22 protein-coding genes and 1 tRNA gene are annotated in these 19,932 nt (G+C 58.0%); 15 read left to right on the top strand and 8 right to left on the bottom strand.

Translation table 11 applies throughout. The features are described 5' to 3' along the window. Window positions 1-7: 7 nt before the first annotated feature. Window positions 8-1,195: a 2-aminoethylphosphonate--pyruvate transaminase gene (locus BAR1_RS11380; RefSeq protein ID WP_118943128.1), complete on the bottom strand. Its 1,188-nt coding sequence runs from the start codon at window positions 1,193-1,195 to the stop codon at window positions 8-10. 112 nt (window positions 1,196-1,307) lie between these two features. Here BAR1_RS11380 and BAR1_RS11375 point away from each other — a divergent pair, with 112 nt between their 5' ends. Beyond that, complete coding sequence (locus tag BAR1_RS11375) at window positions 1,308-2,159, top strand: LysR substrate-binding domain-containing protein (RefSeq protein ID WP_118943127.1); 852 nt, start codon at window positions 1,308-1,310, stop codon at window positions 2,157-2,159. Here the strand turns inward: BAR1_RS11375 and BAR1_RS11370 are convergent. Next, a complete protein-coding gene (locus BAR1_RS11370) occupies window positions 2,101-2,889 on the bottom strand; it encodes a DUF5765 domain-containing protein (RefSeq protein ID WP_118943126.1) in 789 nt (262 codons plus the stop codon). The two genes, BAR1_RS11375 and BAR1_RS11370, sit on opposite strands and share 59 nt — an antisense overlap. Before the next feature lie 188 nt (window positions 2,890-3,077). On the opposite strand from BAR1_RS11370, the gene infA reads away from it, so the two are divergent. The 3 genes from infA to BAR1_RS11355 are packed head-to-tail and all read left to right on the top strand — an operon-like array spanning window position 3,078 to window position 4,907. Continuing rightward, window positions 3,078-3,296 carry a translation initiation factor IF-1 gene (gene infA / locus BAR1_RS11365; RefSeq protein ID WP_007205486.1) on the top strand — a complete coding sequence of 73 codons (219 nt, stop codon included), beginning with the start codon at window positions 3,078-3,080 and terminating at the stop codon, window positions 3,294-3,296. Between the two features lie 4 nt (window positions 3,297-3,300). Next, on the top strand, window positions 3,301-3,885 hold the full coding sequence (locus tag BAR1_RS11360; protein WP_118943125.1) for a Maf family protein: 585 nt from the start codon (window positions 3,301-3,303) through the stop codon (window positions 3,883-3,885). Then, complete coding sequence (locus BAR1_RS11355; protein ID WP_118943124.1) at window positions 3,882-4,907, top strand: ribonuclease E/G; 1,026 nt, start codon at window positions 3,882-3,884, stop codon at window positions 4,905-4,907. The genes BAR1_RS11360 and BAR1_RS11355 overlap by 4 nt, the downstream gene beginning before the upstream one ends. Here the strand turns inward: BAR1_RS11355 and BAR1_RS11350 are convergent. Continuing rightward, window positions 4,891-6,828, bottom strand: coding sequence for an acyltransferase family protein (locus BAR1_RS11350; RefSeq protein WP_118943123.1), 1,938 nt, complete (start codon window positions 6,826-6,828; stop codon window positions 4,891-4,893). The two genes, BAR1_RS11355 and BAR1_RS11350, sit on opposite strands and share 17 nt — an antisense overlap. Window positions 6,829-6,967: 139 nt before the next feature. Here BAR1_RS11350 and BAR1_RS11345 point away from each other — a divergent pair, with 139 nt between their 5' ends. Beyond that, window positions 6,968-7,150 (top strand): DNA gyrase inhibitor YacG, encoded by a 183-nt coding sequence (locus tag BAR1_RS11345; RefSeq protein ID WP_118943122.1) that lies wholly within the window; start codon window positions 6,968-6,970, stop codon window positions 7,148-7,150. Between the two features lie 81 nt (window positions 7,151-7,231). After that, window positions 7,232-7,306 (top strand) — tRNA-Phe (locus BAR1_RS11340). A gap of 29 nt (window positions 7,307-7,335) precedes the next feature. Here BAR1_RS11340 and BAR1_RS11335 read toward each other — a convergent pair. Then, window positions 7,336-7,926, bottom strand: coding sequence for a TetR/AcrR family transcriptional regulator (locus tag BAR1_RS11335; RefSeq protein ID WP_118943121.1), 591 nt, complete (start codon window positions 7,924-7,926; stop codon window positions 7,336-7,338). A gap of 185 nt (window positions 7,927-8,111) precedes the next feature. Here BAR1_RS11335 and BAR1_RS11330 point away from each other — a divergent pair, with 185 nt between their 5' ends. Further along, entirely contained in the window at window positions 8,112-8,651 is a 540-nt protein-coding gene (locus tag BAR1_RS11330; RefSeq protein WP_118943120.1) for a PhnA domain-containing protein, read from the top strand. A gap of 102 nt (window positions 8,652-8,753) precedes the next feature. Further along, a complete protein-coding gene (locus tag BAR1_RS11325; protein WP_228408542.1) occupies window positions 8,754-9,251 on the top strand; it encodes a CAP domain-containing protein in 498 nt (165 codons plus the stop codon). Between the two features lie 4 nt (window positions 9,252-9,255). On the opposite strand, the gene dtd is transcribed toward BAR1_RS11325, so the two are convergent. The 3 genes from dtd to BAR1_RS11310 all read right to left on the bottom strand — a co-directional run bounded on the left by dtd (window position 9,256) and on the right by BAR1_RS11310 (window position 11,667). After that, window positions 9,256-9,693 (bottom strand): D-aminoacyl-tRNA deacylase, encoded by a 438-nt coding sequence (gene dtd / locus BAR1_RS11320; protein WP_118943119.1) that lies wholly within the window; start codon window positions 9,691-9,693, stop codon window positions 9,256-9,258. After that, window positions 9,690-10,610 (bottom strand): carbohydrate kinase family protein, encoded by a 921-nt coding sequence (locus BAR1_RS11315; RefSeq protein ID WP_118944448.1) that lies wholly within the window; start codon window positions 10,608-10,610, stop codon window positions 9,690-9,692. The genes dtd and BAR1_RS11315 overlap by 4 nt, the downstream gene beginning before the upstream one ends. Window positions 10,611-10,707: 97 nt before the next feature. Continuing rightward, window positions 10,708-11,667 carry an NADPH:quinone oxidoreductase family protein gene (locus BAR1_RS11310; RefSeq protein WP_118943118.1) on the bottom strand — a complete coding sequence of 320 codons (960 nt, stop codon included), beginning with the start codon at window positions 11,665-11,667 and terminating at the stop codon, window positions 10,708-10,710. A 361-nt stretch (window positions 11,668-12,028) separates the two neighbouring features. Between BAR1_RS11310 and BAR1_RS11305 the strand changes: the two genes are divergently transcribed. The 3 genes from BAR1_RS11305 (at window position 12,029) to BAR1_RS11295 (ending at window position 14,616) form a co-directional block, all read left to right on the top strand. Continuing rightward, a complete protein-coding gene (locus BAR1_RS11305) occupies window positions 12,029-12,391 on the top strand; it encodes a helix-turn-helix domain-containing protein (RefSeq protein WP_118943117.1) in 363 nt (120 codons plus the stop codon). A 122-nt stretch (window positions 12,392-12,513) separates the two neighbouring features. After that, entirely contained in the window at window positions 12,514-13,272 is a 759-nt protein-coding gene (locus BAR1_RS11300; protein ID WP_118944447.1) for an inositol monophosphatase family protein, read from the top strand. A gap of 3 nt (window positions 13,273-13,275) precedes the next feature. Further along, window positions 13,276-14,616: an 8-oxoguanine deaminase gene (locus tag BAR1_RS11295; RefSeq protein ID WP_118943116.1), complete on the top strand. Its 1,341-nt coding sequence runs from the start codon at window positions 13,276-13,278 to the stop codon at window positions 14,614-14,616. A gap of 88 nt (window positions 14,617-14,704) precedes the next feature. On the opposite strand, the gene guaD is transcribed toward BAR1_RS11295, so the two are convergent. Next, the gene (gene guaD / locus BAR1_RS11290; RefSeq protein ID WP_118943115.1) at window positions 14,705-15,997 is read right to left on the bottom strand and encodes a guanine deaminase; all 1,293 of its coding nucleotides are present in this window, start codon (window positions 15,995-15,997) and stop codon (window positions 14,705-14,707) included. A 130-nt stretch (window positions 15,998-16,127) separates the two neighbouring features. On the opposite strand from guaD, the gene mgtE reads away from it, so the two are divergent. The 4 genes from mgtE to BAR1_RS11270 all read left to right on the top strand — a co-directional run bounded on the left by mgtE (window position 16,128) and on the right by BAR1_RS11270 (window position 19,913). Further along, window positions 16,128-17,510 carry a magnesium transporter gene (gene mgtE / locus BAR1_RS11285; protein ID WP_118943114.1) on the top strand — a complete coding sequence of 461 codons (1,383 nt, stop codon included), beginning with the start codon at window positions 16,128-16,130 and terminating at the stop codon, window positions 17,508-17,510. Continuing rightward, on the top strand, window positions 17,507-18,070 hold the full coding sequence (locus BAR1_RS11280) for a 5-formyltetrahydrofolate cyclo-ligase (RefSeq protein WP_118943113.1): 564 nt from the start codon (window positions 17,507-17,509) through the stop codon (window positions 18,068-18,070). The genes mgtE and BAR1_RS11280 overlap by 4 nt, the downstream gene beginning before the upstream one ends. A gap of 140 nt (window positions 18,071-18,210) precedes the next feature. Next, window positions 18,211-19,029 carry a TIGR00282 family metallophosphoesterase gene (locus BAR1_RS11275; RefSeq protein ID WP_118943112.1) on the top strand — a complete coding sequence of 273 codons (819 nt, stop codon included), beginning with the start codon at window positions 18,211-18,213 and terminating at the stop codon, window positions 19,027-19,029. Beyond that, the gene (locus BAR1_RS11270) at window positions 19,026-19,913 is read left to right on the top strand and encodes a DMT family transporter (protein ID WP_118943111.1); all 888 of its coding nucleotides are present in this window, start codon (window positions 19,026-19,028) and stop codon (window positions 19,911-19,913) included. The genes BAR1_RS11275 and BAR1_RS11270 overlap by 4 nt, the downstream gene beginning before the upstream one ends. The last annotated feature ends 19 nt before the right edge of the window (window positions 19,914-19,932 follow it).

The following is a 19,932-nucleotide window of genomic DNA, read 5'->3' as shown; positions in this document are numbered from 1 at the left end:
AAAAAATTTACGCGGCCAGTCTGGCGCGCTCGATCAGGGCTTGTTCGGGCGGGGCCGCATCAGGCACGCCCATTTCGTTCAGGGAGTCCTTGGCAGCCTGCACCACCTGTCGCATCACATCGGCGTCCATCTGTCCGATGCAGCCAATGCGAAAACTGTCAACAACGGTCAGTTTGCCGGGGTAGATGATGAAACCCTTGCGCTTCATCGCCTCATAGAAGCTGTTGAAATCAAACGACTTATGCGCCGGATTGAAGAAGGTAACGATGATGGGAGACAGCCAGCGGTCCTTGAGCAGGGTTTCAAACCCGAGGCCGCGCATTCCCTCGACCAGCACGTCGCGGTTGTCGGCATAGCGCGCGCCGCGCCCTGCAACACCGCCTTCGGCGCGGTGCGCTTTCAGGGCTTCCAGAAAGGCCACAACCACATGGGTCGGCGGGGTAAAGCGCCACTGGCCGGTTTTGTTCATATGCGCCCATTGTGCGTGCAGATCGAGGCTGAGGGAATGGCTGCGCCCCTTTGCGGCCTGCAATTCATCCTTGCGGGCGATGACAAAGCCGAAACCGGGCACACCTTCGATACATTTGTTGGCAGATGAGACCATCGCCTCATAGCGTATTTCGCTAACACCCAGCGGAATCGCACCAAAGGCGCTCATCGAATCGATCAGCAGTTTGCGCCCCTCGGCATAAACGGCTTGCGAGATTTCCGCGACGGGGTTCAGGATGCCGGAACTGGTTTCGCAATGCACCACAACCACATGGCTGATGGCGGGGTCAGCGCGCAGGGCGGCTGTTACCTCCTCCCCGCGCGGCGGCATATAATCGCCCTTGTCGATCACCACATGATCGCGGTTCAGATAGTCCAGCGTTTGCGCGATTCGCTTGCCATAGGCGCCGTTGGACAGCACCAGAACCTTGCCGTCACGCGGGGTGAAACTGGCCAGCATCGCCTCGACCGAAAAGGTGCCGCTGCCTTGCATCGGCACGCAATCAAATTCGCCTTTGGTATCGTTGATCATCTCCAGCAGCATCTTGCGCATTTCCGCTGTGACAGCGCGAAAATCGCCATCCCAACTGCCCCAGTCACGCAGCATCGCCTGTTTCACCGCATAGGATGTGGTCAGAGGGCCGGGGGTTAGAAGGTAGGGTTCGCCCAGATGCGGCGGAGCGATTTTGGGGGCGGTGTCGGACATGGCGTGTGCCTTTGCTCGGGTGTCGAATATGGTATCAATAGCCCCTTGCCCGACCGTTTGAAAAATCGTTAATTTAGATCAACCTAACGATTTTACTAATGGATTCTAAAAAATGCGTTATGTTCAGCTTCGCGCCTTTCACAATGTTGCCCTGCACGGCGGCTTTTCCAACGCGGCAAAAGCATTGCATCTGACCCAGCCGGCGATTTCCGATCAAGTGCGCAAGCTGGAAGAGGAATACGACACCCTGTTGTTCAACCGTGAAAAGCGGCAGGTGACATTGACAGAGCAGGGGGAACACCTGCTGGAGATCACCAAGCGATTGTTTGAAAATGAAAATCAGGCCCGCGAGCTGTTACAGGAAAACCGCGCCTTTAGTTCCGGCACCCTGCGGCTGCATGTGGATTCGGCCAGTCATGTTCTGGCGGTTCTGGCGCGGTTCCGACAGAAATTTCCGCAGGTGCGGGTGGAAATTCGCACCGGCAATTCCGCCGAAGTGATCGAGGCCCTGCATGATTACCGCGCCGATATCGGTGTGCTGGGCACCGTGCCGGATACGGCGGCGATTGATGTGGTGCGGTTGGGGGCCAGCCCGATCATCGCCTTTACCGCCCGCACGAATCCCCTGTCTGCACATCATTCGCTGTCCCTAAAGCAACTGGCGGGGCTGCCGCTGGTGCTGCGTGAAAAGGGATCAAAAACCCGTCAGAAACTGGAACGGGCGGCCGGGGCCCAAGGCATTTCCCTGATGGCGGCAATCGAGGCCGAAGGGCGCGAGGCGGTGCAGGAAATCGTCGCCTCGGGCGTGGGCATCGGCTTTGTGTCGCAAAAGGAAATGGCCGAGGATGTGCGCCTTGCCCCGATTACAATCAGCGGCACACCGATCCTGATGGAAGAAGCCGTCGTCAATCTGGCCGAGCGGCGGGGTGGACGATTGATCCGGGCGTTTGTCGGGATGCTTTAGGCCACAACGGCCAGCGATGCACGCGCATGATATCCCGCAAGGGGGTTTTCATCACCAGAAACACAATTCCGATCGACATCAGGCACCAGATGGCCGGCGCTTCGTCTATGTTGTCGGTCAGTTGGCTGGCCAGAACAGGCCCCATAAGATACTGATATGTTGCGATTTTCCATGATCCGTATACCAGCGGCAGGATGAAAACGGCCAAACTGTAGGCCACCAGCGCATTGGGAAACAGGCGCAACAGCCAGTTGGGGTTGCCGGCAAAATCATTGCCCCAGCCGTTAAGGGGAAACTTCCACGCCAGATGCCAGTTGCCGGGCAGGGTGCAAAACTGCGGCCCGCACATGCCGCGATGTTGCGCACAGGCCCCGTAGGTTTCCGAGGGCATCACCTGCCAGATCGTAATCCCCGCCGCCACGGCGCACAGGGCATAGACGGGTTTCTGGATTCTGCGGCGTATTTCATCGGGGATGAAATAGAGCGCCAGCAGGTTAAAGAAAAACGGCTGTAACGCGATGTGAATGAAACTGGCAATGCTGAGGGCCTTGTTTTCCGGTGCGCCGCATTGGCCGATCACCGGATAGGACAGGGCCTGAATCAGCTCCATCGAGGAAAAGAAACCCATCGTCAGCCACAGGGCGGCCGGTTCCTTTTTCCACGCGGCATAGGCGGTGACGCCAAATCCGGCAACGGTCAGCGCCGTTGAAGCTTCTCCACTCCAGCACATTGTTTATAAGCCCCCAGTTCGCCTGACTTTTGCGTATCCCATGCGGCAAAAGCGATCAAGGCTGACAAATATACAGGTTTTGCCACTGATTAGCGGTATGTCAGGCGGATTTCTCTTGAAAAGAAAACCTATTCGCCCCATCTAGGGGGCGCCCGCACAATGGCGGGTGTATGTTTTAAGGAGAGACCATGGCTAAGGAAGAACTGCTCGAATTTCCCGGCGTCGTAAAGGAACTCCTGCCGAACGCGACATTTCGGGTCGAGCTGGAAAACGGCCATGAAATTATCGCGCACACGGCAGGTAAAATGCGCAAGAACCGTATTCGCGTTCTGGCAGGTGACAAGGTGCAGGTCGAAATGACCCCCTATGACCTGACCAAGGGCCGTATCAACTATCGCTTCAAGTAGCGTTATGAGCGTCCGGCTGGTTCTGGGCTCTGGCAGCCCAAGGCGGGCCGAGCTGTTGGCGCAAATCGGGGTGGTGGCGGATGATGTCCGCCCGCCCGACATCGACGAAACCCCGCAAATCCGCGAATTACCACGCCCTTACTGTGCCCGCATGGCGCGGGAAAAGGTGTTGGCCGTAAGTGCCACGCCCGATGAAATCGTGCTGTGCGCCGATACCACGGTGGCGCTGGGCCGACGGATATTGGGCAAACCTGCGGATGCGGGGCAGGCGGCGGAATTTCTGCTGGCAATGGCTGGACGACGGCACAAGGTGATCACGGCGGTGGCGGTGAAACGCGGCGACAAACTGTGGGAACGCGATGTTGTCACCACTGTTCAGATGAAACGTCTGTCGGACGAGGAACTGAACGCCTATCTGGCCAGTGACGACTGGCGCGGCAAGGCGGGTGGCTATGCCATTCAGGGACCGGCCGGCGCGTTTATCCCGTGGATCCGCGGATCCTTTTCCGCTGTGATGGGCCTGCCGGTGGCCGAAACCGCACAATTATTACAAACGGCGGGCTATCCGCTATTGAAAGGCTGGTCATGAAGGGCACTCTGGTTGCGCTGGATCATTATAACGGTCGCCCTGCGGCGGCGCTGATGATTGACGGAAAACTACAGGATTTGCTGCTGTCCCCGCCCGATGGTGCGGCCCCGACCCCCGGCGCGATCTACCGCGCGGTGGTGGATCGTCCGCTCAAGGGGCAGGGGGGCATGATGCTGCGCCTGCCCGATGGCCAAACCGCGTTCCTGCGCCAGGGCAAGGGCTTGCGCCCCGGCCAGACCATGGCGGTGCAGGTCACCGGTTATGCCGAAGGCGGCAAGGCGGTGCCGGTCACCCACAAGGTGCTGTTCAAAAGCCGCTATGCGATTGTCACGCCGGATGCGCCGGGCCTGAATATCTCCCGCTCGATCCGCAACGAGGACGAGCGTGACCGCCTGCTGGAAATTGCCCATATCGCGATGGATGGCTCGGATTTCGGGCTGATCCTGCGATCGGGGTGTGACGGGGTGGATGGCGACGAGATCGAGGAAGATATTCTGGCCATGCGCGACGCTGCCGAAGCCGTGACGGGCGCTGATGGCTCTGATCCCGAATTGCTGATGGACGGGCTGGATGCGCATCATCTAGGCTGGCGCGAATGGGGGGAGCCGGACCAGTTGGCCAACCATGACGGATCCTTCGAGGACCACGGCGTGCTGGATGCCATCGACGCGCTGCAAGGGGCCGAGGTGCGGCTGGGCAGCGTAACATTATACATCGAGCCGACCCGCGCCTTGGTGGCTGTGGATGTGAACACCGGCGGCGACACCTCGCCTGCGGCAGGATTAAAGGCCAATCTGGCCTGTGCCCGCGAATTGCCCCGCCAGTTGCGCCTTCGCGGTTTGGGCGGCCAGATCACGCTGGATCTGGCGCCGTTGGCGAAAAAGGATCGCAAACAGTTTGAAAACGCCCTGCGCAGCGCCTTTCGTGCCGACAGCATTGAAACCGCACTGGTGGGCTGGACCCCGCTGGGCCACTATGAATTGCAAAGAAAACGCGAACGCCTGCCTATTGCCTTGGGCTAAGGTTCAGCATTTCAGCTAGTTTTTTGTATACCGCACCTGCCACGATATCCGCGCCGGTCGGGGAAAAATGCACTTTGTCAGACAGGAAAATGTCCTGTCCGGCGCTGAATACACATTCGCCCTTTTGATAGGTGTCACAGAACAGGCTCTCCATTGAAAGCGTCTGAACGTCAGCAGTCTTGGCAGCCTTTTCCAGAAGGGGGCGGGTGCGTTGGGTTCTATCGTGAAATTCTTGAATAGAGATACCCAGTTTTGGCACAAGATTGTCGTGCAACAAGACCCTGCCCGCAGCGTCGATAACCTCGTATTTTGCGCTTGGATGGGTGAAAAGCAATAAAACTGGCACGCCAAGCTGATCGACGCTTTGTTTGAATACATCAGTAAATTCGGCTTTCGGGGATGTCCTGACAGGTTCCAGTGACGCGGCGGATTCCAGATACGTCGGCCAGTTGGCGACAATAACAACAGCATCAAAACCAGCCTTCTGTATAAAGTCATGGGATCGATTGACAAAATCTATGCAAGGGTCCTGGCCCTCCACCGCCGCACGATGAAGCCCACGAACCGGCATGCACGAACCATATGTGAGTTGGTGCACTTCAACACCGTTCTCTTGCACAACACGGGCGATGCTGGGCGTTAAAGATGCGGCAATGGAATCCCCCCATATGGCTATCTTTAACGGCGCACCTTTGTTGAAAATGCACCGCTCGTTTGGCCAATCCGGCTGCCCGTCACGGCGTTGGTAAAGGCAGCTTTTGTCCCATTCATTGGTTGCGTAAAACGATGCGACATTGGCGGGTAAACGGTTTGGAATTCCGTCGCTTTTGTCCCCGTAGACGCCAAACGCCAAAAACAATGCCATGCCGATGCCCGAAGCCAGAAACACGCTTTTCCGGCTTTTCAGGGGGCCGGTTTTTGTGCGGCGGAAGGGCTGTTCGACAAATCGCCACGACAGATAGGCAAGTCCAATGGACAGCAAGGCCAGTGCCAGCATCAACAGCTGTGACGGTGCGGTGATGTTATATATTCGGGCAAAGGCAAAAATAGGCTGGTGCCACAAATACGCGCTGTAACTGATCAATCTGATACCGACCAGAAAGGGCATTGATAGCAGGCGGCCGGTCATTGTGTTTTTGTCTGCAAAAACAAGGATAAACGCCGTGCCCAATACTGGCACCAGCGTATAGAACGACGGGAAGGGGGTCGCATCGTTATAGGCGAAAATAGCAAAGACAATCATCAGCAACCCAAGGGCGGCAACGCCGTCTTTGGGGGCCGGCGGGCGTTTCACCATGATGCAGGCTGCGATCGACCCAACCATCAATTCCCAGATGCGCGACCCTGTGAAAAAGAAGTTCTTTTCCGGATCAACCCCGCTTGCCCATTGTGAAAACAGCAAGCTGGCCACGGCCAGTACGGAAATCCAGAATGTTCCGGGGCGCGCGCCCCTTTTCCACAGTAATAGCAAAAGCAGCGGGAACAGCAGATAGAACTGTTCTTCCACAGCCAGGCTCCAGGTGTGGATCAGCGGCTTTTCATCGGCAGCGGCGGCGAAATAGCCGCTGTCACGCCAGAAATAGATATTGGACAAAAACAGGAAAGTCGCCAGAACGCTTTGCGAGAATTTATCCATCTGCACCGGCGTCATCCAGACCCAGGCAAACGGCACGCAGGCGGCGACCACCGTGAAAAGCGCCGGTAAAATACGCCGCGCCCGCCGCTCGTAAAACCGCAGGATCGAAAACCGGCCCTGTTTCAGGTCATTCAGGATGATCGTGGTAATCAGAAAGCCGCTGATCACAAAAAATACATCAACCCCGACATAGCCACCCTGAAACACCGAAAATCCGGCATGGTATAAAATAACCGGCAAAACCGCGATTGCCCGCAGGCCGTCAATTTCACGTCTGTAGTTCATAGGGGGAAGAAGTGGTTGAGGAACGGGGGCTGTGGCCGCATTGGTATATTCTGTCCAGTATTCACGCTCGCCTCTCCCTCGTTTTTATGTACTTTCTTTTCCGGCTTGGATATTTTTCAGGAACATGCAAGAATGCGTTATGTCATGTCCTATATGCGATAAGAAAACGGATATCAAATACCGGCCGTTCTGCTCGAAACACTGTGCAGATGTGGACCTTGGGCGCTGGTTTAATGGTGCTTATGCGGTTCCGGCCGATACGCCCGAGGACATGGATGAAGCCACAGCCGAGATGGAAAAGACCAATCTTGCGCCGCATTGATATTTTTATTGAAAACCCTCTGGACACCCGTGGGCCCCGCGTCTAGAACACCGCGACCCGAACGAGAAATCGTTCACCCGTGCCCGGGTAGCTCAGGGGTAGAGCAGTGGACTGAAAATCCTCGTGTCGGTGGTTCAAATCCGCCCCCGGGCACCATTTACCAAAAGTATGGTATCGCCGATTTATCAGGAAAAACCAGCCAATTGCAGATCCAGTAGGCGCGCGCCATCTTTGGCCAATATCGCAGGATTGCGCGTGACCAGCATTCGCAAGACAAGGCTTTGAATAACACCGAAAATCAGTGCGGCTGCATCAACAGGGTCAAGGGTTTTGCGAAATGTGCTGTCGGCAACCGCTGCCATTACTTCCGTTTCAAGGGCCGCCCGTAAAGCGGTGATTGCAACCTGAATGTTGTTTTGTACAACTGCGCGGTCGTTTTTCCTATTCCGGATCACCATGAATTCCGGCAATGCAGGGTATTGTTGCACCAGTTTCAAATGCTCCAACACCAGTTTTCTAAGGCGTTCTAATGGTGAAATGTTCGGATCCGTTGCTTTGACGATATTGCGTTTGATCTTGTCGCTTAACTGCGTTGCGATTGCCGCCCAGATATCGTCTTTTTTCGGGTAATGCCGATATATTGCCGGTTGGGTCAGGCCCAATTCGTTGGCAATCATTCCTGTGGTTACCTGTGAAGGCCCCAGTTTGAAGGCAAGCTTTAATACCGTTTGCTCGATCTCGGTTTTTCGGTTCTGGGCAGTTTTTCGTATACGCATGTGGAACTCGCTAAAGATAAGGTGTCAAATAATCACCAGTGGAATTCCACCAAACGGAAAACTGCATCTGTATTGCTATTTGGATGCTGCTTCGGCTTTTGGTAAAATCACACAACGGAACGGTTGACGCACCATGCTCTTTATATCAGACCTGCAAGCAGCAAAAAGTATAAAAAGGTTTGGAAATGTCGGAACTTGCATCTAATTGCGGACTATGTGGGGGTGAAACCGATCTGTCTGTGGTGGCCGTCGCGCTAAATGACGGACAGAGCGTGACATTATGTGCTACATGCCGCGCGGGAGTCGAAGGTGAAATCACCGATGCGCCGCATTGGCGTTGCCTGAGTGACGCAATCTGGAGCACGGATGCCGCCACCCAAGTCACCGCATACCGTTTGCTATCGCGTCTGAAATCCGAAGCATGGGCGCGGGATTTGCTGGATATTGCCTATCTGGAGCCGGAAAATCTGGAATGGGCCGAGGCTGGTCTGGTTGAGGATGATGAGCCGTCGCTCATTCACCGCGACACGAACGGCGTGCAATTGGCGGCAGGGGATACCGTAACCCTGATCAAGGATCTGAACGTCAAAGGGGCAGGGTTTACCGCCAAACGTGGCACTGCCGTGCGCAACATCTCGTTGGTGCAGGACAATGAAGGGCACATCGAGGGCCGTGTGAACGGGCAGCAGATTGTGATCCTGACCGAGTTTGTCAAGAAATCCTGACGGGTAAGGTGTGGTAATAATTCAGACACAATCTTGCCGTGAAATATACAAGTTACCGTTCTAGTGATAACGGGAATGGAATACTATCAAGAAGGAAATCCCGTGAAGTTTTCAGTAAAATTTGCAATTGCTCTTTCCTTGGGCATGTTCATGTCGCCTGCACTGGCCGCAGCCGGTTCTTGTGAAATTCCGGCGAATGCTTCGCAATTGGCCCAAGAGGCCGCTAAAGCCATCAATGCCCAAAGGGTGGCCCACGGGCGCAAACCGCTGCAGTTCGAACCGCGGTTGCAAGCGTCGGCTTTGGCTCATGCCTGCGATATGGCCGTGAAAGGGTATTTTTCCCATCGCGGTGCGAACGGCTCCAAGCCAAAGGCGCGGCTGCGCCGCCAAGGGTGTCGTGCAGGGTTGGTTGCCGAGAATATCGCGGTTGGCCAGACCAATCCATCCGAGCTTGTCAAAGACTGGATGAATTCACCGGGCCATCGCAAGAACATCTTGCTGGGCCGCGGAACAAATCAGTACGGCATTGGTATTGCCAAAGCGGGCAAGGCTTATACGCATGGATACTTGTGGGTGTTGGTTGAATCCCGCGGTTGCTAAACCCCTAATATTCCATCCAGATCGTGACCGGTCCATCATTCAACAGGCGGACCGTCATATCCGCGCCGAATTCGCCGGTTTCTGTGGGAATACCCAAACCGGCGATTTGAGCCGCAAAATATTCATACAATTTGCGCCCTTCATCCGGTTTGGCCGCCGTGGAAAACCCCGGGCGGTTGCCGCGTGATGTATCGGCGGCAAGGGTGAACTGGCTAACCACCAAGGCCGCGCCGCCGATGTCCAGCAACGAGCGGTTCATCTTGCCCGCGTCATCCGGAAATATCCGCAGTTTACTGATCTTGGCCGCCAATGTATCGGCATTGGCCGTGGTATCGCCCTGCATCGCACAGACCAAAACCAGCAAGCCCGTGCCGATTTCACCAATGACCTTGCCGTCAACAGTGACGGACGCTTCGGTCACACGCTGGATCAATGCTCTCATGATAACTCCTTTTTCCACGGCGGGTTTGCACCGGCCCGCGCAACGGTGATTGCAGCGGCGCGGTTGCCATATGTCAGGGCCGCCGTCAGGGCGGATTTGCCGATTGATTGTAACGCGGATTTACCCAGCAGCCCCTGTTTTGACAAGGACGCCAGAACGCCGGCATTGAACGTATCCCCGGCCCCGACGGTATCTACCACTGTGGCCGCCCTGGCCGGAACGAAAACGCTCTGCGATCCGGTATAGGCCCAGGCCCCCTTTGCGCCTTGGGTCACAAACACAATTGCCGCCCCTTTGGCGATCACGTCTTGCGCCATCTGCTGCATATCACCTTCGCCAAACAGCCAGCGCAAATCCTCGTCCGACAGTTTCACGATGTCTGCTTGTGCCATCATTCGGTCAAGACGTGCCCGATAGGCAGCTACGTCGGTGACAAAGCCGGGACGGATATTCGGGTCCAGCATGGTAACACGCCCGCTGTGCTGATGCATCAGGGCCTCGTAAGCGCTGCCGCAAGGCTCGGAGACCAGCGAAATGCCGCCAAAGAACAGCGTTTGTATTCTGTCAGGCAATAGCGGCAGGTCTTCCGGTTCCAGCATACGACCGGCGGTGTTTTCGTCGTAAAACGTATAGCGCGCCTGCCCGTCCACCAGTCGCACAAATGCAAGTGTTGTGGGGCGGTTGCTGATCGTTGCAAGGGTGCTGTCAACGTGGCTGTGCTGCAAGGCATCCCGCAGCATATCGCCAAAGAAATCCTGCGACAGGCCACTGTAAAAGCCGGTTTCAACCCCCAAACGCCCCAAGGCGATGGCCGTGTTGAACACCGCACCGCCAACCGCCGGCACAAAAGCCGTTTCACCGGGTTTTGTGCGGTCGGGCAACATGTCAATCAGGGCTTCGCCGCAGCATAGGATCATCAGTGCCATATCCATTTGGGTCAACGGGATAGTGGCGGGTTTTTCGGCGTTGGGCAATTTGAATTTGCAACGGGGCAGGGCGGGTTTGTATCCGGTCCTATATTGTCACCACCACCTTGCCGGTGGATTTGCGACTGCGCAGCAGCTCCAGGGCCTCGTTCGCCTGTTCCAGCGGCAATGTGTGGCTGATATGCGGGTGCAATTCGCCTGCGGCATACCATTCCAGCAGGGTGTCCAGACTGTCGTGCAGCACTTTGGGGGCAAATTTCAGATAGCCGCCCCAGTAGTAGCCGATCACATCGATATTCTTGACCAGCAGAATATTGGCCGGAATTTGCGGCACCTGTCCACTGGCAAACCCCAGCGGAATAATCCGCGCTTCGGGGTTGCAGGCGCGCAGGGCTGCCTTGAACAAATCCCCGCCAACAGGGTCATAGACCACATCCGCGCCGCCCAGTGATTTGACCACCTCGTGCAAATCGTCCGTGTCGCTGTCGATCAGATGGTCCGCACCGGCATTGGCGGCGATTTCCAGTTTGTCCCGGCCGCGGGCGCAGGCAATCACGGTGGCCCCCATCCGTTTGCCGATTTCAATCGCCGTCAGGCCGATCCCGCCTGCCGCCCCCAGCACCAGCAGCGTTTCCCCCGCCTTCAGCCGCGCCCGATGCTCCAGCGCCAGATGCGAGGTGCCGTAAGCCACCAGAAATCCGGCCCCGACTGTGGTTGTCATATTGTCGGGCAACAGATTGCAGTTGGCCGCGGGAAAGCAGCCGTATTCGGCCAGCCCGCCGTGACCGTGGTAAACCGCAACCCTGTCACCGGGTTTCAGGTTGGTGACATCTTCCCCCACGGCATCGACAACCCCGGCGGGTTCCATGCCCAGAGTGAAGGGCAGGGCGGGACGTTCCTGATAGGTGCCTTTGATCATAAGCAGGTCGCCGAAGTTCAATCCGCAGGCTTCAATTTTCAGGCGAATTTCATCAGATGCAGGATTCGGCCTGTCACATTTGATCAAATTTGCCGGCTCTCCCTGTGAGAGAAGTTGAAACGCGCGCATAGCTGTTATCCTGTCAGTTGTTTTCGCGGGTCATGGTATTAGGTTAATCTGGACATAGCCATAGGTACAGGTTGATAAATCGCATTATGCGAATCCACCCCGAAGGTAATTGCAAATTGCAATGCAAATTGCAAAACATTCTAGGATTGTAGGCGAAATGCAGATGCTCTCCTTTGTGATGAGAGAAAAATCTAACATTTCAATTAAAAGTTATGTTAAAAAACAGGGGGGTGAACGGTTTATGGATGTATTTGGTGCGATGTCATTGACCTGCACCCATGTTGGCACGATAATTGCTTAGTTACCCATACGTTAATCAGTAACTATGTACCATAGTTTTCGCAATGAGTAGGAGTACGAAATGAAACACCCAGTAGATGTCCATGTAGGGAAACGGGTTCGTCATCGGCGCTGGATGGTTGGAATGACCCAACAACAGCTGGCCGAACAGGTCGGGATCAAATTCCAGCAAATCCAGAAATACGAAACCGGCATGAACCGGGTCAGCGCATCGCGTTTGTGGGACATTTCCAATGCTCTTGGTGTTACCGTCAGTTTCTTTTTCGATGGTCTGGAAAAAGAAGCCAGCAGCAAGGGCGATTCCCCTGTTGATATGATGACCGACAAAGAAGCGCTGGAATTGCTGCGCTCGTATTATTCGATCCCGGAAAACCAGCGCCGCCGCCTGTTCGATCTGGCGCGCGTGCTGAGTGACGCTGCCTAAGGGCGCTTGACGAACTGGTCAGACGGCCCGATACCATCCTGCAAGGACATTGATGTCAAAAAGGGTGGGATCGGACCGTGTTAAGTCAAGGCGAACAAGACAGCTTGAAAAAAACGGCCCATATGATGGCCGATGTGGCGCAGGTGGAAACCCTGCGCCATTTTCGCATTCCGGGGCTGGTGGCGGATAACAAATGGTCTGTCGGCTTTGATCCGGTGACCGAAGCGGACCGCGCCGCCGAACTGGCCATGCGCAAGGTGCTGGCCGAAATGCGCCCCGATGATGCCATTCTGGGCGAGGAATTCGGATATTCCGAGGGCACCAGCGGGCTGACGTGGGTTCTGGATCCGATTGACGGCACCCGCGGCTATATCAGCGGCTCGCCGACATGGGGGGTGCTGATTTCGGTGCGCGATGAAACGGGGCCGTTTTTCGGCATGATCTGTCAGCCCTATATTGGCGAGCGTTTCATAGGAGGGCTGGGTGGGGCGTGGATGGACGGGCCGCATGGGCGCCTGGACCTGACAACCCGCGCGGCAAGACCCTTGTCCGAAGCCACCCTGCTGACCACCTTTCCCGCCATTGGGACTCCGGTTGAAAAATCCGCGTTCGACAATGTGAAGAAACAGGTGCAACTGACCCGTTATGGCATGGATTGCTATGGCTATGCCCTGCTGGCTGCCGGTCAGGTTGATCTGGTGATCGAGGCAGGATTACAGGCCTATGATGTGCAAGCCCCGATTGCGGTGGTGCAGGCGGCCGGTGGTGTGGTGACTGACTGGCGCGGAAACCCTGCGCATGAAGGCGGGCGGATGCTGGCAGCGGCCAATGCCGAAATACACGCGGCCGCGTTGGAGATTTTACAGCAAGCCGGAGAATAGCAAATGGCCGATATTCTGATCAAGGGCGCCGATACGCTGGTGACGATGGATGACGCGCGCCGTGAAATCGCGGGCGGGGACATCCGCATATCCGGCGGCATGATTGCCGAGGTGGGGCAAAACCTGCCGCAGAATGGCGCCGAGGTGGTGCTGGCCAAGGGCTGTGTGGTGACGCCCGGTCTGGTGAACACGCACCACCATCTGTATCAAACCCTGACCCGCGCGGTGCCCGGCGGGCAGGATGCTTTGCTGTTTGGCTGGTTGCAAACTCTATACCCGATCTGGGCAAATTTCGGACCCGAGGAAATGCGGATTTCCGCGATGATCGGCCTGTCGGAACTGGCGCTTTCGGGCTGCACCCTGTCATCGGACCATCTGTATCTGTTCCCCAATGGCAGCCGGTTAGAGGATACCATTGAAGCAGCGCATGAAGTCGGCCTGCGGTTTCATCCGACCCGTGGTGCGATGAGCATCGGCGAAAGCGATGGCGGGCTGCCACCGGATTCTCTGGTCGAGGGCGAAGCCGCGATCCTCGAGGATTGCATCCGCGTGGTGGACCGGTTCCATGACGCAAGCGAGGGGGCCATGGTGCGGGTCGGGATTGCGCCCTGCTCGCCCTTTTCCGTCAGCCGCGACCTTATGCGCGATGCGGCCCTTCTGGCGCGGGACAAGGGGGTGATGCTGCACACCCATCTGGCGGAAAATGACGAGGATATCGCCTATTCGCTTGAGAAATTCGGCTGCCGTCCGGGGCAATATGCCGAAGATCTGGGTTGGACCGGCGATGATGTCTGGCATGCCCATTGCGTGAAACTGGACGGGCAGGAAATCGACCTGTTCGCGAAATCCGGCACGGGCGTGGCCCATTGCCCGTGCTCCAACTGCCGTCTTGGCTCGGGCATCGCGCCGGTGCGCCAGATGCGGGATGCGGGGGTGAAGGTGGCGCTGGGGGTGGATGGATCGGCCAGCAATGATGCCGGCAATCTGGTGGCCGAGGCGCGTCAGGCGATGCTGTTGCAACGGGTGCAGAACGGCGCCGACGCGATGAGCGCGCGCGAGGCGCTGGAGATTGCCACCCGTGGCGGGGCAGCGGTTCTAGGGCGGGATGACTGCGGCCAGATCGTGGTGGGCAAGCGGGCGGATATTGCGATTTGGGATGTCAGCGGTGTGGAAAGCGCGGGGTGCTGGGATGCGGCGGCGCTGTTGCTGGCGGGGCCGACCAGGGTGCGTGATCTGTTTGTCGAGGGGCGGCAGGTGGTGCGGGACGGGCAGATGGCGACGTTTGATTTGCCGCGCGTGATCGAGCGGCAGAATGCGCTGGCGCGCGGGTTGATGGAGCGGTGATTTCTTCGGCCTGATCTGCATGTGGCGAGGTACGGGAAAGAGATTCCATGCCTGCGGCGCGGATATTTATGGAATGGAACAAAGATGGTCAGGGCAGGGGCTTGCCATTGATCCACGTCGCCACCACCGCGCGGTCATCGCCCATCATGATGGTGGGGAAAACCTGTTCCCAGAAATCATTGGCGCGTTCACTGCGCTGCGCAATCGCTGGTGTGGCGGCCAGATCCAGTACCACCAGATCGGCCTCTTTCCATGCTGCCAGATTGCCGATCCTGTCGTCCAGCCGCAGGGCGCGGGCCGAGCCGCAGGTGGCCAGCCACAGCAGTTGCGCCGGATGCAGGGACGTGCCGGTCAACTGGCCGATTTCATAAGCCGCCGCCATTGTGCGCAGCATCGAGAACGAGGAGCCGCCGCCAGTGTCGGTGGCAAGGCCGATACGGTGACCGGCGGCCATCAAGGCCCCCATCTGAAACAGTCCTGAGCCGATGAAGGTGTTCGAGGTGGGGCAATGGATCAGTGCGGCGTCAACCTCGCGCAGTCGGGATTTTTCGCGCTCGGTCAGGTGGATGGCATGGCCGAACAGCCCACCTTCGCGCAGCAGGCCAAAGGTTTCGTAGGTATCCAGATAATCGCGGGCCTTGGGGAACAGCCGTTTCACCCACTCGATTTCATCGGTCTGTTCGGACAGGTGGGTCTGCATCAGGCAATCGGGGTGCTCGGCCCAAAGGGTGCCAAGCGCTTCGAGTTGTTCCGGCGTGGATGTGGGCGAAAAGCGCGGGGTGATGGCGTAAGATGCGCGGCCCACACCGTGCCATTTTTCCAGCAGGGCCCGGCTGTCGTCATAGGCGGATTGGGCGGTGTCCAGCAGGCCATCGGGCGCGTTGCGGTCCATGCAGGTTTTGCCGGCAACGATGCGCTGGCCCCGCGCGGCGGCGGCCTGGAACAGGGCGTCCACACTGGCGGGGTGGATGGTGCAGAAACTGGCGACCGTGGTGGTGCCGTTGGCGGCGGTCAGGTCCAGATAGCGGGCGGCGGTTTGCTCGGCATAAGACGGGTCGGCAAAGCGGATTTCCTCGGGGAAAGTATAGGTGTTCAGCCAGTCGATCAGCCGTTTGCCCCAACTGGCGATGATGCCGGTTTGCGGATAATGGGCGTGGGCATCTATGAGACCGGCCATGATCAGGGCGTCGCCGTAATCGGTGATTTTCGCCTGCCGGTGGGCGGCGCGCAGATCATCCGCCGTGCCGGTGGCGATTATTTTGCCCCCCTCAACCAGCACCGCGCCGCGCCGTTCATGGCGGGTTGCCCCGCTTATCGGTGTGTGGAACGGGTCAGCGGTAAATGTCAGGGTCTGGCCCAGCAAAAGGTGCGCGGTTGTCATCGGGTGCTCCGGGGTTTTCACAGCGCCCCAGATTAGGCGCAAGACGGGCCAAGGGAAAGCCCCCATTTTCGCTGTTTTTCACAGGCGGGATTGTTTATGTAGAGCAAGAACCGTCGGACAGGAACTGATCATGAATACAGAGCAACAGGAAAATCACGACGGGCTGGACGAGGATTTCGCCCTTGGGGACCGTTTGATCGACAATGTGATCGAGGCGATCGAGCAGAGGGACAGCGTGCGGCTGACGCAATTGCTGGAGCCGCTGCACTCGGCCGATATTGCCGATATTCTGGAACAGATCAGCGCCGGTCAACGCCGCGCCCTGCTGCGCCTGTGGAAGGGCGAGATGGAGGGCGAGGTTTTGTCCGAACTGGACGAATCCCTGCGCGAAGAGGTGATGGAAAGCCTTGCCCCCGAGGAACTGGCCGAAGCGGTGCGCGATCTGGAAACCGACGATGTGGTTGATCTGCTGGAGGATCTGGACGCACCGCAGCAGGATGAAATCCTCGAGGTTCTGGAGGATGCCGACCGTGTGGCGGTGGAGCAGGCGCTGACCTACCCCGAGGATTCCGCCGGCCGTCTGATGCAGCGCGAACTGGTGGTGGCGCCGGAACACTGGACTGTAGGGCAGGCGATCGACTATCTGCGCAGCCAGCAGGATTTGCCGGAACAGTTTTACCATATGATCCTGGTTGATCCCAAAATGCGGCCAACCGGTTATGTAACGCTGGGCAAGCTGTTGAGCAGCCCGCGGGATGCAAAGATGCAGGATATTGTTGAAGACAGTTTCCGCACCATTTCCGTCAATCAGGACGAAGAGGATGTGGCCTATGCGTTCAACCAGTACCACCTGATTTCCGCGCCTGTGGTGGATGATGATGGCCGGCTGGTTGGTGTGATCACCATTGATGACGCCATGGCTGTGTTGGATGAAGAACACGAGGAAGACATGCTGCGGCTGGCCGGTGTGGGCGAAGGCAGCCTGTCGGATCGGGTGATCGAGACCTCGAAACGGCGCTTGCCGTGGTTGTTTGTGACGATGTTTGCCGCGATTGCCGCGTCATTCGTGATTGCGCAGTTCGAGGATACGATTGCCGAATTCGTGGCCCTTGCCATTCTGATGCCGATTGTGGCGTCGATGGGGGGCAATGCGGGCACACAGGCGCTGACCGTGGCGGTGCGGGCCTTGGCGACCAAGGATATCACCAGCGCCAACGTCTGGCGAGTGATCCGCCGCGAAGTTTTGGTCGGGATGGTGAATGGCGTGGTGTTTGCGCTGGTTATGGGGGTAATCGGCATGTTGTGGTTCGGGATGCCGATGCTGGGTGTGGTGATTGGCGCGGCGTTGGTGATCAACCTGCTGGTGGCCAGTTTGGCGGGGGTTGTGGTGCCGGTGGTGCTGGACAAGCTGGGGATTGATCCGGCGCTGGCCTCGGGCGCGTTTGTGACCACGGTGACGGATGTGGTCGGTTTTTTCGCCTTTCTGGGGCTGGCTTCGGTGGTGTTGTTATGAGCGATTTGGCAGCAATCAAAGCGGCAGCGCGCAAGGCTGGGTTTGAACGGCGCAAGGTGGCGCATGAGGCGGCGCACGGGGAATTGGCCGCAGCGCGGTTGCTGGAATTTTTAGAGCCACATGCGGGGCAGACGATTTCGGGCTATATGCCGATCCGCACCGAGATTGATCCCTGGCCGGTGATGGCCAGAATGGCGATGGGCGGTTTTGTGGTGGTGCCGGTGATCGAAGGGGCGGGGAAGCCGTTGAAATTCCGCCAGTGGACGCCGGATTGCGAGATGGTTGCGGGGCCGTTCGGAGCGCCTGTGCCGGCGGATGGTGCGTGGCTGGAACCGGAGGTGCTGATCGTGCCGCTGGTGGCGTTTGACCGCAGCGGCGGGCGGCTGGGTTATGGCGGCGGGTTTTATGATCGCACCTTGCAGATGCTGCGCGAGCGTCGTCCGACGGTGGCGGTCGGGTTCGCCTATGAGGGGCAAGAGGCAGACGAATTGCCACTGGAGCCGACCGACCAGCCGCTGGATGCGATTGTGACCGAGCGGGAAACGCTGGTGTTCGGATAGGGCTGTTTTATGGAGGCCCTTGCGGGCCGCTTTATGTCTCGGCCCCACAAGGGGGCCTCGGGATTGCCTGCGGCGCGGATATTTGGGCAAAAGAGAAACTTGGGATTGCTCTTGTGCGGTCGGGGCAATAGGCAGGGCTTATGAGAATTCTGTTTTTAGGGGATGTGGTCGGTCGCGCGGGGCGTAATGCTGTGGCGGAACGGCTGAAGGGGTTGCGGGACGACTGGCGGCTGGATTTTGTTGTGGTGAACGGTGAAAACGCCACCAACGGGGCCGGATTGTCGGCGGCCCATGCCAAAGGGTTGCTTGAGGCCGGTGCGGATTGTGTCACGCTGGGCGATCATGCGTTTGATCAGCGCGATATGCTGACCTTTATTGAGCAGGAACCGCGTATCATCCGGCCTTTGAATTTTGCCAAGAACGCGCCGGGCAAGGGCGCGCGGCTGTTTTCGGATGCGCGCGGGCGCAAGATACTGGTGACGCAGGTTCTGGGACAGGTGTTTATGAAGCGCCCGTTTGATGATCCGTTTTCCGCCGTTGAAACTGTGCTGAAGGCGCACCCGCTGGGCGGGATGGCGCAGGCCATTCTGGTAGATGTGCATTGCGAGGCCACGAGTGAGAAAATGGGCATGGGGCACTGGTGCGACGGGCGCGCAAGCGTGGTGGTTGGCACGCATACCCATGTGCCCACGGGCGATGCACAGATATTGCCCAGGGGATGCGCGTTCCAGGCCGATGCGGGGATGTGCGGCGATTATAATTCGGTGATCGGCATGGACAAGGAAGAACCCCTGCGCCGGTTCATCACCGGCATGGGCAAGGGGCGGTTTCAACCGGCGATGGGCGAGGCGACGCTGTCGGGCCTGTTTGTGGAAACCGACGACAAGACCGGCAAGGCGATTGATGTGCAGATGGTGCGCATCGGTGGCCGGTTGCAGCAATCGGGGCCAACGGGGTGAAGCCGGTTCCATTGTATTATCTGGCGCTGGTCCTGATGGGCGCGGCATGGGGGGCGGTGTTTCCGCTGACCAAGATTGCCGTTTCCACCGGCTATAAACCTTTCGGAATTCTGGCCTGGCAAATGCTGGTAGGGTTGTTGCTGGCCGGTATCCTGACACTGTTGCGCGGGCGCCGGTTAACGCTGTCGCCCAGCTATTTCATTCTGTTTCTGGGGGTTGCGTTATTGGGCACAGTGGTGCCGAACTGGTTTTCCATCACCGCCGCCAAAGAGCTGCCGGCGGGCATTATTTCGGTGATCATCGCGCTGGTGCCGCTGTTTTCCATGCCGGTTGCGCTGATGCTGGGGTTTGAAAAACTGTCGGTGATCCGGCTGTTCGGCACCTTTTGCGGTGCGGTGGCGGTGTTTTTGCTGGTCGGGCCGGACACCAGCCTGCCCGGGGGCACCAAGGTGATCTATGTGCTGGTCGCGGCGATGGCGCCTTTTTTATATGCCTGCGAGGGCAATTTCCTGACGTGGTATGGCGCGCGGGGGCTGGATGCGTTGCAGATCCTGTTCGGGGCCTCGGTGATCGGGCTGGCCTTGGCGATACCTTTGGCGCTGGGCAGCGGGCAGTTTATCAGCCCCCTGCATCCGTGGGGAGTGGCGGAGTGGGCGATCCTTGCGGCCTCGGTCATCAACTGGAGTGCCTATGCGGGATATGTCTGGCTGATCGGCAAGGCGGGGCCGGTGTTCTCGGCACAGGTGGCCTATCTGGTGACACTGTTCGGGGTGCTGATTTCGATGGTGTTTCTTGGGGAAAGCTATTCGATCTATGTCTGGGGGGCGATGGCGTTGATGTTGTTTGGCCTTTTTCTGGTGCAACCGCGTGACAAAGCGGCCTGATTGGGCAACACTTGGCCCA

It is taken from the genome of Profundibacter amoris, assembly GCF_003544895.1.
Taxonomy (GTDB): Bacteria; Pseudomonadota; Alphaproteobacteria; order Rhodobacterales; family Rhodobacteraceae; genus Profundibacter; species Profundibacter amoris.
This window is presented reverse-complemented; position numbering and strand designations above follow the sequence as displayed.

What these genes read in the sequence shown, in the direction of transcription:
- BAR1_RS11350 (WP_118943123.1), bottom strand. Translation starts at nt 6,828, where the DNA reads ATGAACTACAGACGTGAAATTGACGGCCTGCGGGCAATCGCGGTTTTG.
- BAR1_RS11295 (WP_118943116.1), top strand. Translation starts at nt 13,276, where the DNA reads ATGGCCGATATTCTGATCAAGGGCGCCGATACGCTGGTGACGATGGAT.
- BAR1_RS11380 (WP_118943128.1), bottom strand. Translation starts at nt 1,195, where the DNA reads ATGTCCGACACCGCCCCCAAAATCGCTCCGCCGCATCTGGGCGAACCC.
- mgtE (WP_118943114.1), top strand. Translation starts at nt 16,128, where the DNA reads ATGAATACAGAGCAACAGGAAAATCACGACGGGCTGGACGAGGATTTC.
- dtd (WP_118943119.1), bottom strand. Translation starts at nt 9,693, where the DNA reads ATGAGAGCATTGATCCAGCGTGTGACCGAAGCGTCCGTCACTGTTGAC.
- BAR1_RS11305 (WP_118943117.1), top strand. Translation starts at nt 12,029, where the DNA reads ATGAAACACCCAGTAGATGTCCATGTAGGGAAACGGGTTCGTCATCGG.
- BAR1_RS11275 (WP_118943112.1), top strand. Translation starts at nt 18,211, where the DNA reads ATGAGAATTCTGTTTTTAGGGGATGTGGTCGGTCGCGCGGGGCGTAAT.
- BAR1_RS11330 (WP_118943120.1), top strand. Translation starts at nt 8,112, where the DNA reads ATGTCGGAACTTGCATCTAATTGCGGACTATGTGGGGGTGAAACCGAT.
- BAR1_RS11345 (WP_118943122.1), top strand. Translation starts at nt 6,968, where the DNA reads ATGTCATGTCCTATATGCGATAAGAAAACGGATATCAAATACCGGCCG.
- infA (WP_007205486.1), top strand. Translation starts at nt 3,078, where the DNA reads ATGGCTAAGGAAGAACTGCTCGAATTTCCCGGCGTCGTAAAGGAACTC.
- BAR1_RS11300 (WP_118944447.1), top strand. Translation starts at nt 12,514, where the DNA reads ATGATGGCCGATGTGGCGCAGGTGGAAACCCTGCGCCATTTTCGCATT.
- BAR1_RS11280 (WP_118943113.1), top strand. Translation starts at nt 17,507, where the DNA reads ATGAGCGATTTGGCAGCAATCAAAGCGGCAGCGCGCAAGGCTGGGTTT.
- guaD (WP_118943115.1), bottom strand. Translation starts at nt 15,997, where the DNA reads ATGACAACCGCGCACCTTTTGCTGGGCCAGACCCTGACATTTACCGCT.
- BAR1_RS11375 (WP_118943127.1), top strand. Translation starts at nt 1,308, where the DNA reads ATGCGTTATGTTCAGCTTCGCGCCTTTCACAATGTTGCCCTGCACGGC.
- BAR1_RS11370 (WP_118943126.1), bottom strand. Translation starts at nt 2,889, where the DNA reads ATGTGCTGGAGTGGAGAAGCTTCAACGGCGCTGACCGTTGCCGGATTT.
- BAR1_RS11360 (WP_118943125.1), top strand. Translation starts at nt 3,301, where the DNA reads ATGAGCGTCCGGCTGGTTCTGGGCTCTGGCAGCCCAAGGCGGGCCGAG.
- BAR1_RS11355 (WP_118943124.1), top strand. Translation starts at nt 3,882, where the DNA reads ATGAAGGGCACTCTGGTTGCGCTGGATCATTATAACGGTCGCCCTGCG.
- BAR1_RS11310 (WP_118943118.1), bottom strand. Translation starts at nt 11,667, where the DNA reads ATGCGCGCGTTTCAACTTCTCTCACAGGGAGAGCCGGCAAATTTGATC.
- BAR1_RS11335 (WP_118943121.1), bottom strand. Translation starts at nt 7,926, where the DNA reads ATGCGTATACGAAAAACTGCCCAGAACCGAAAAACCGAGATCGAGCAA.
- BAR1_RS11315 (WP_118944448.1), bottom strand. Translation starts at nt 10,610, where the DNA reads ATGATCCTATGCTGCGGCGAAGCCCTGATTGACATGTTGCCCGACCGC.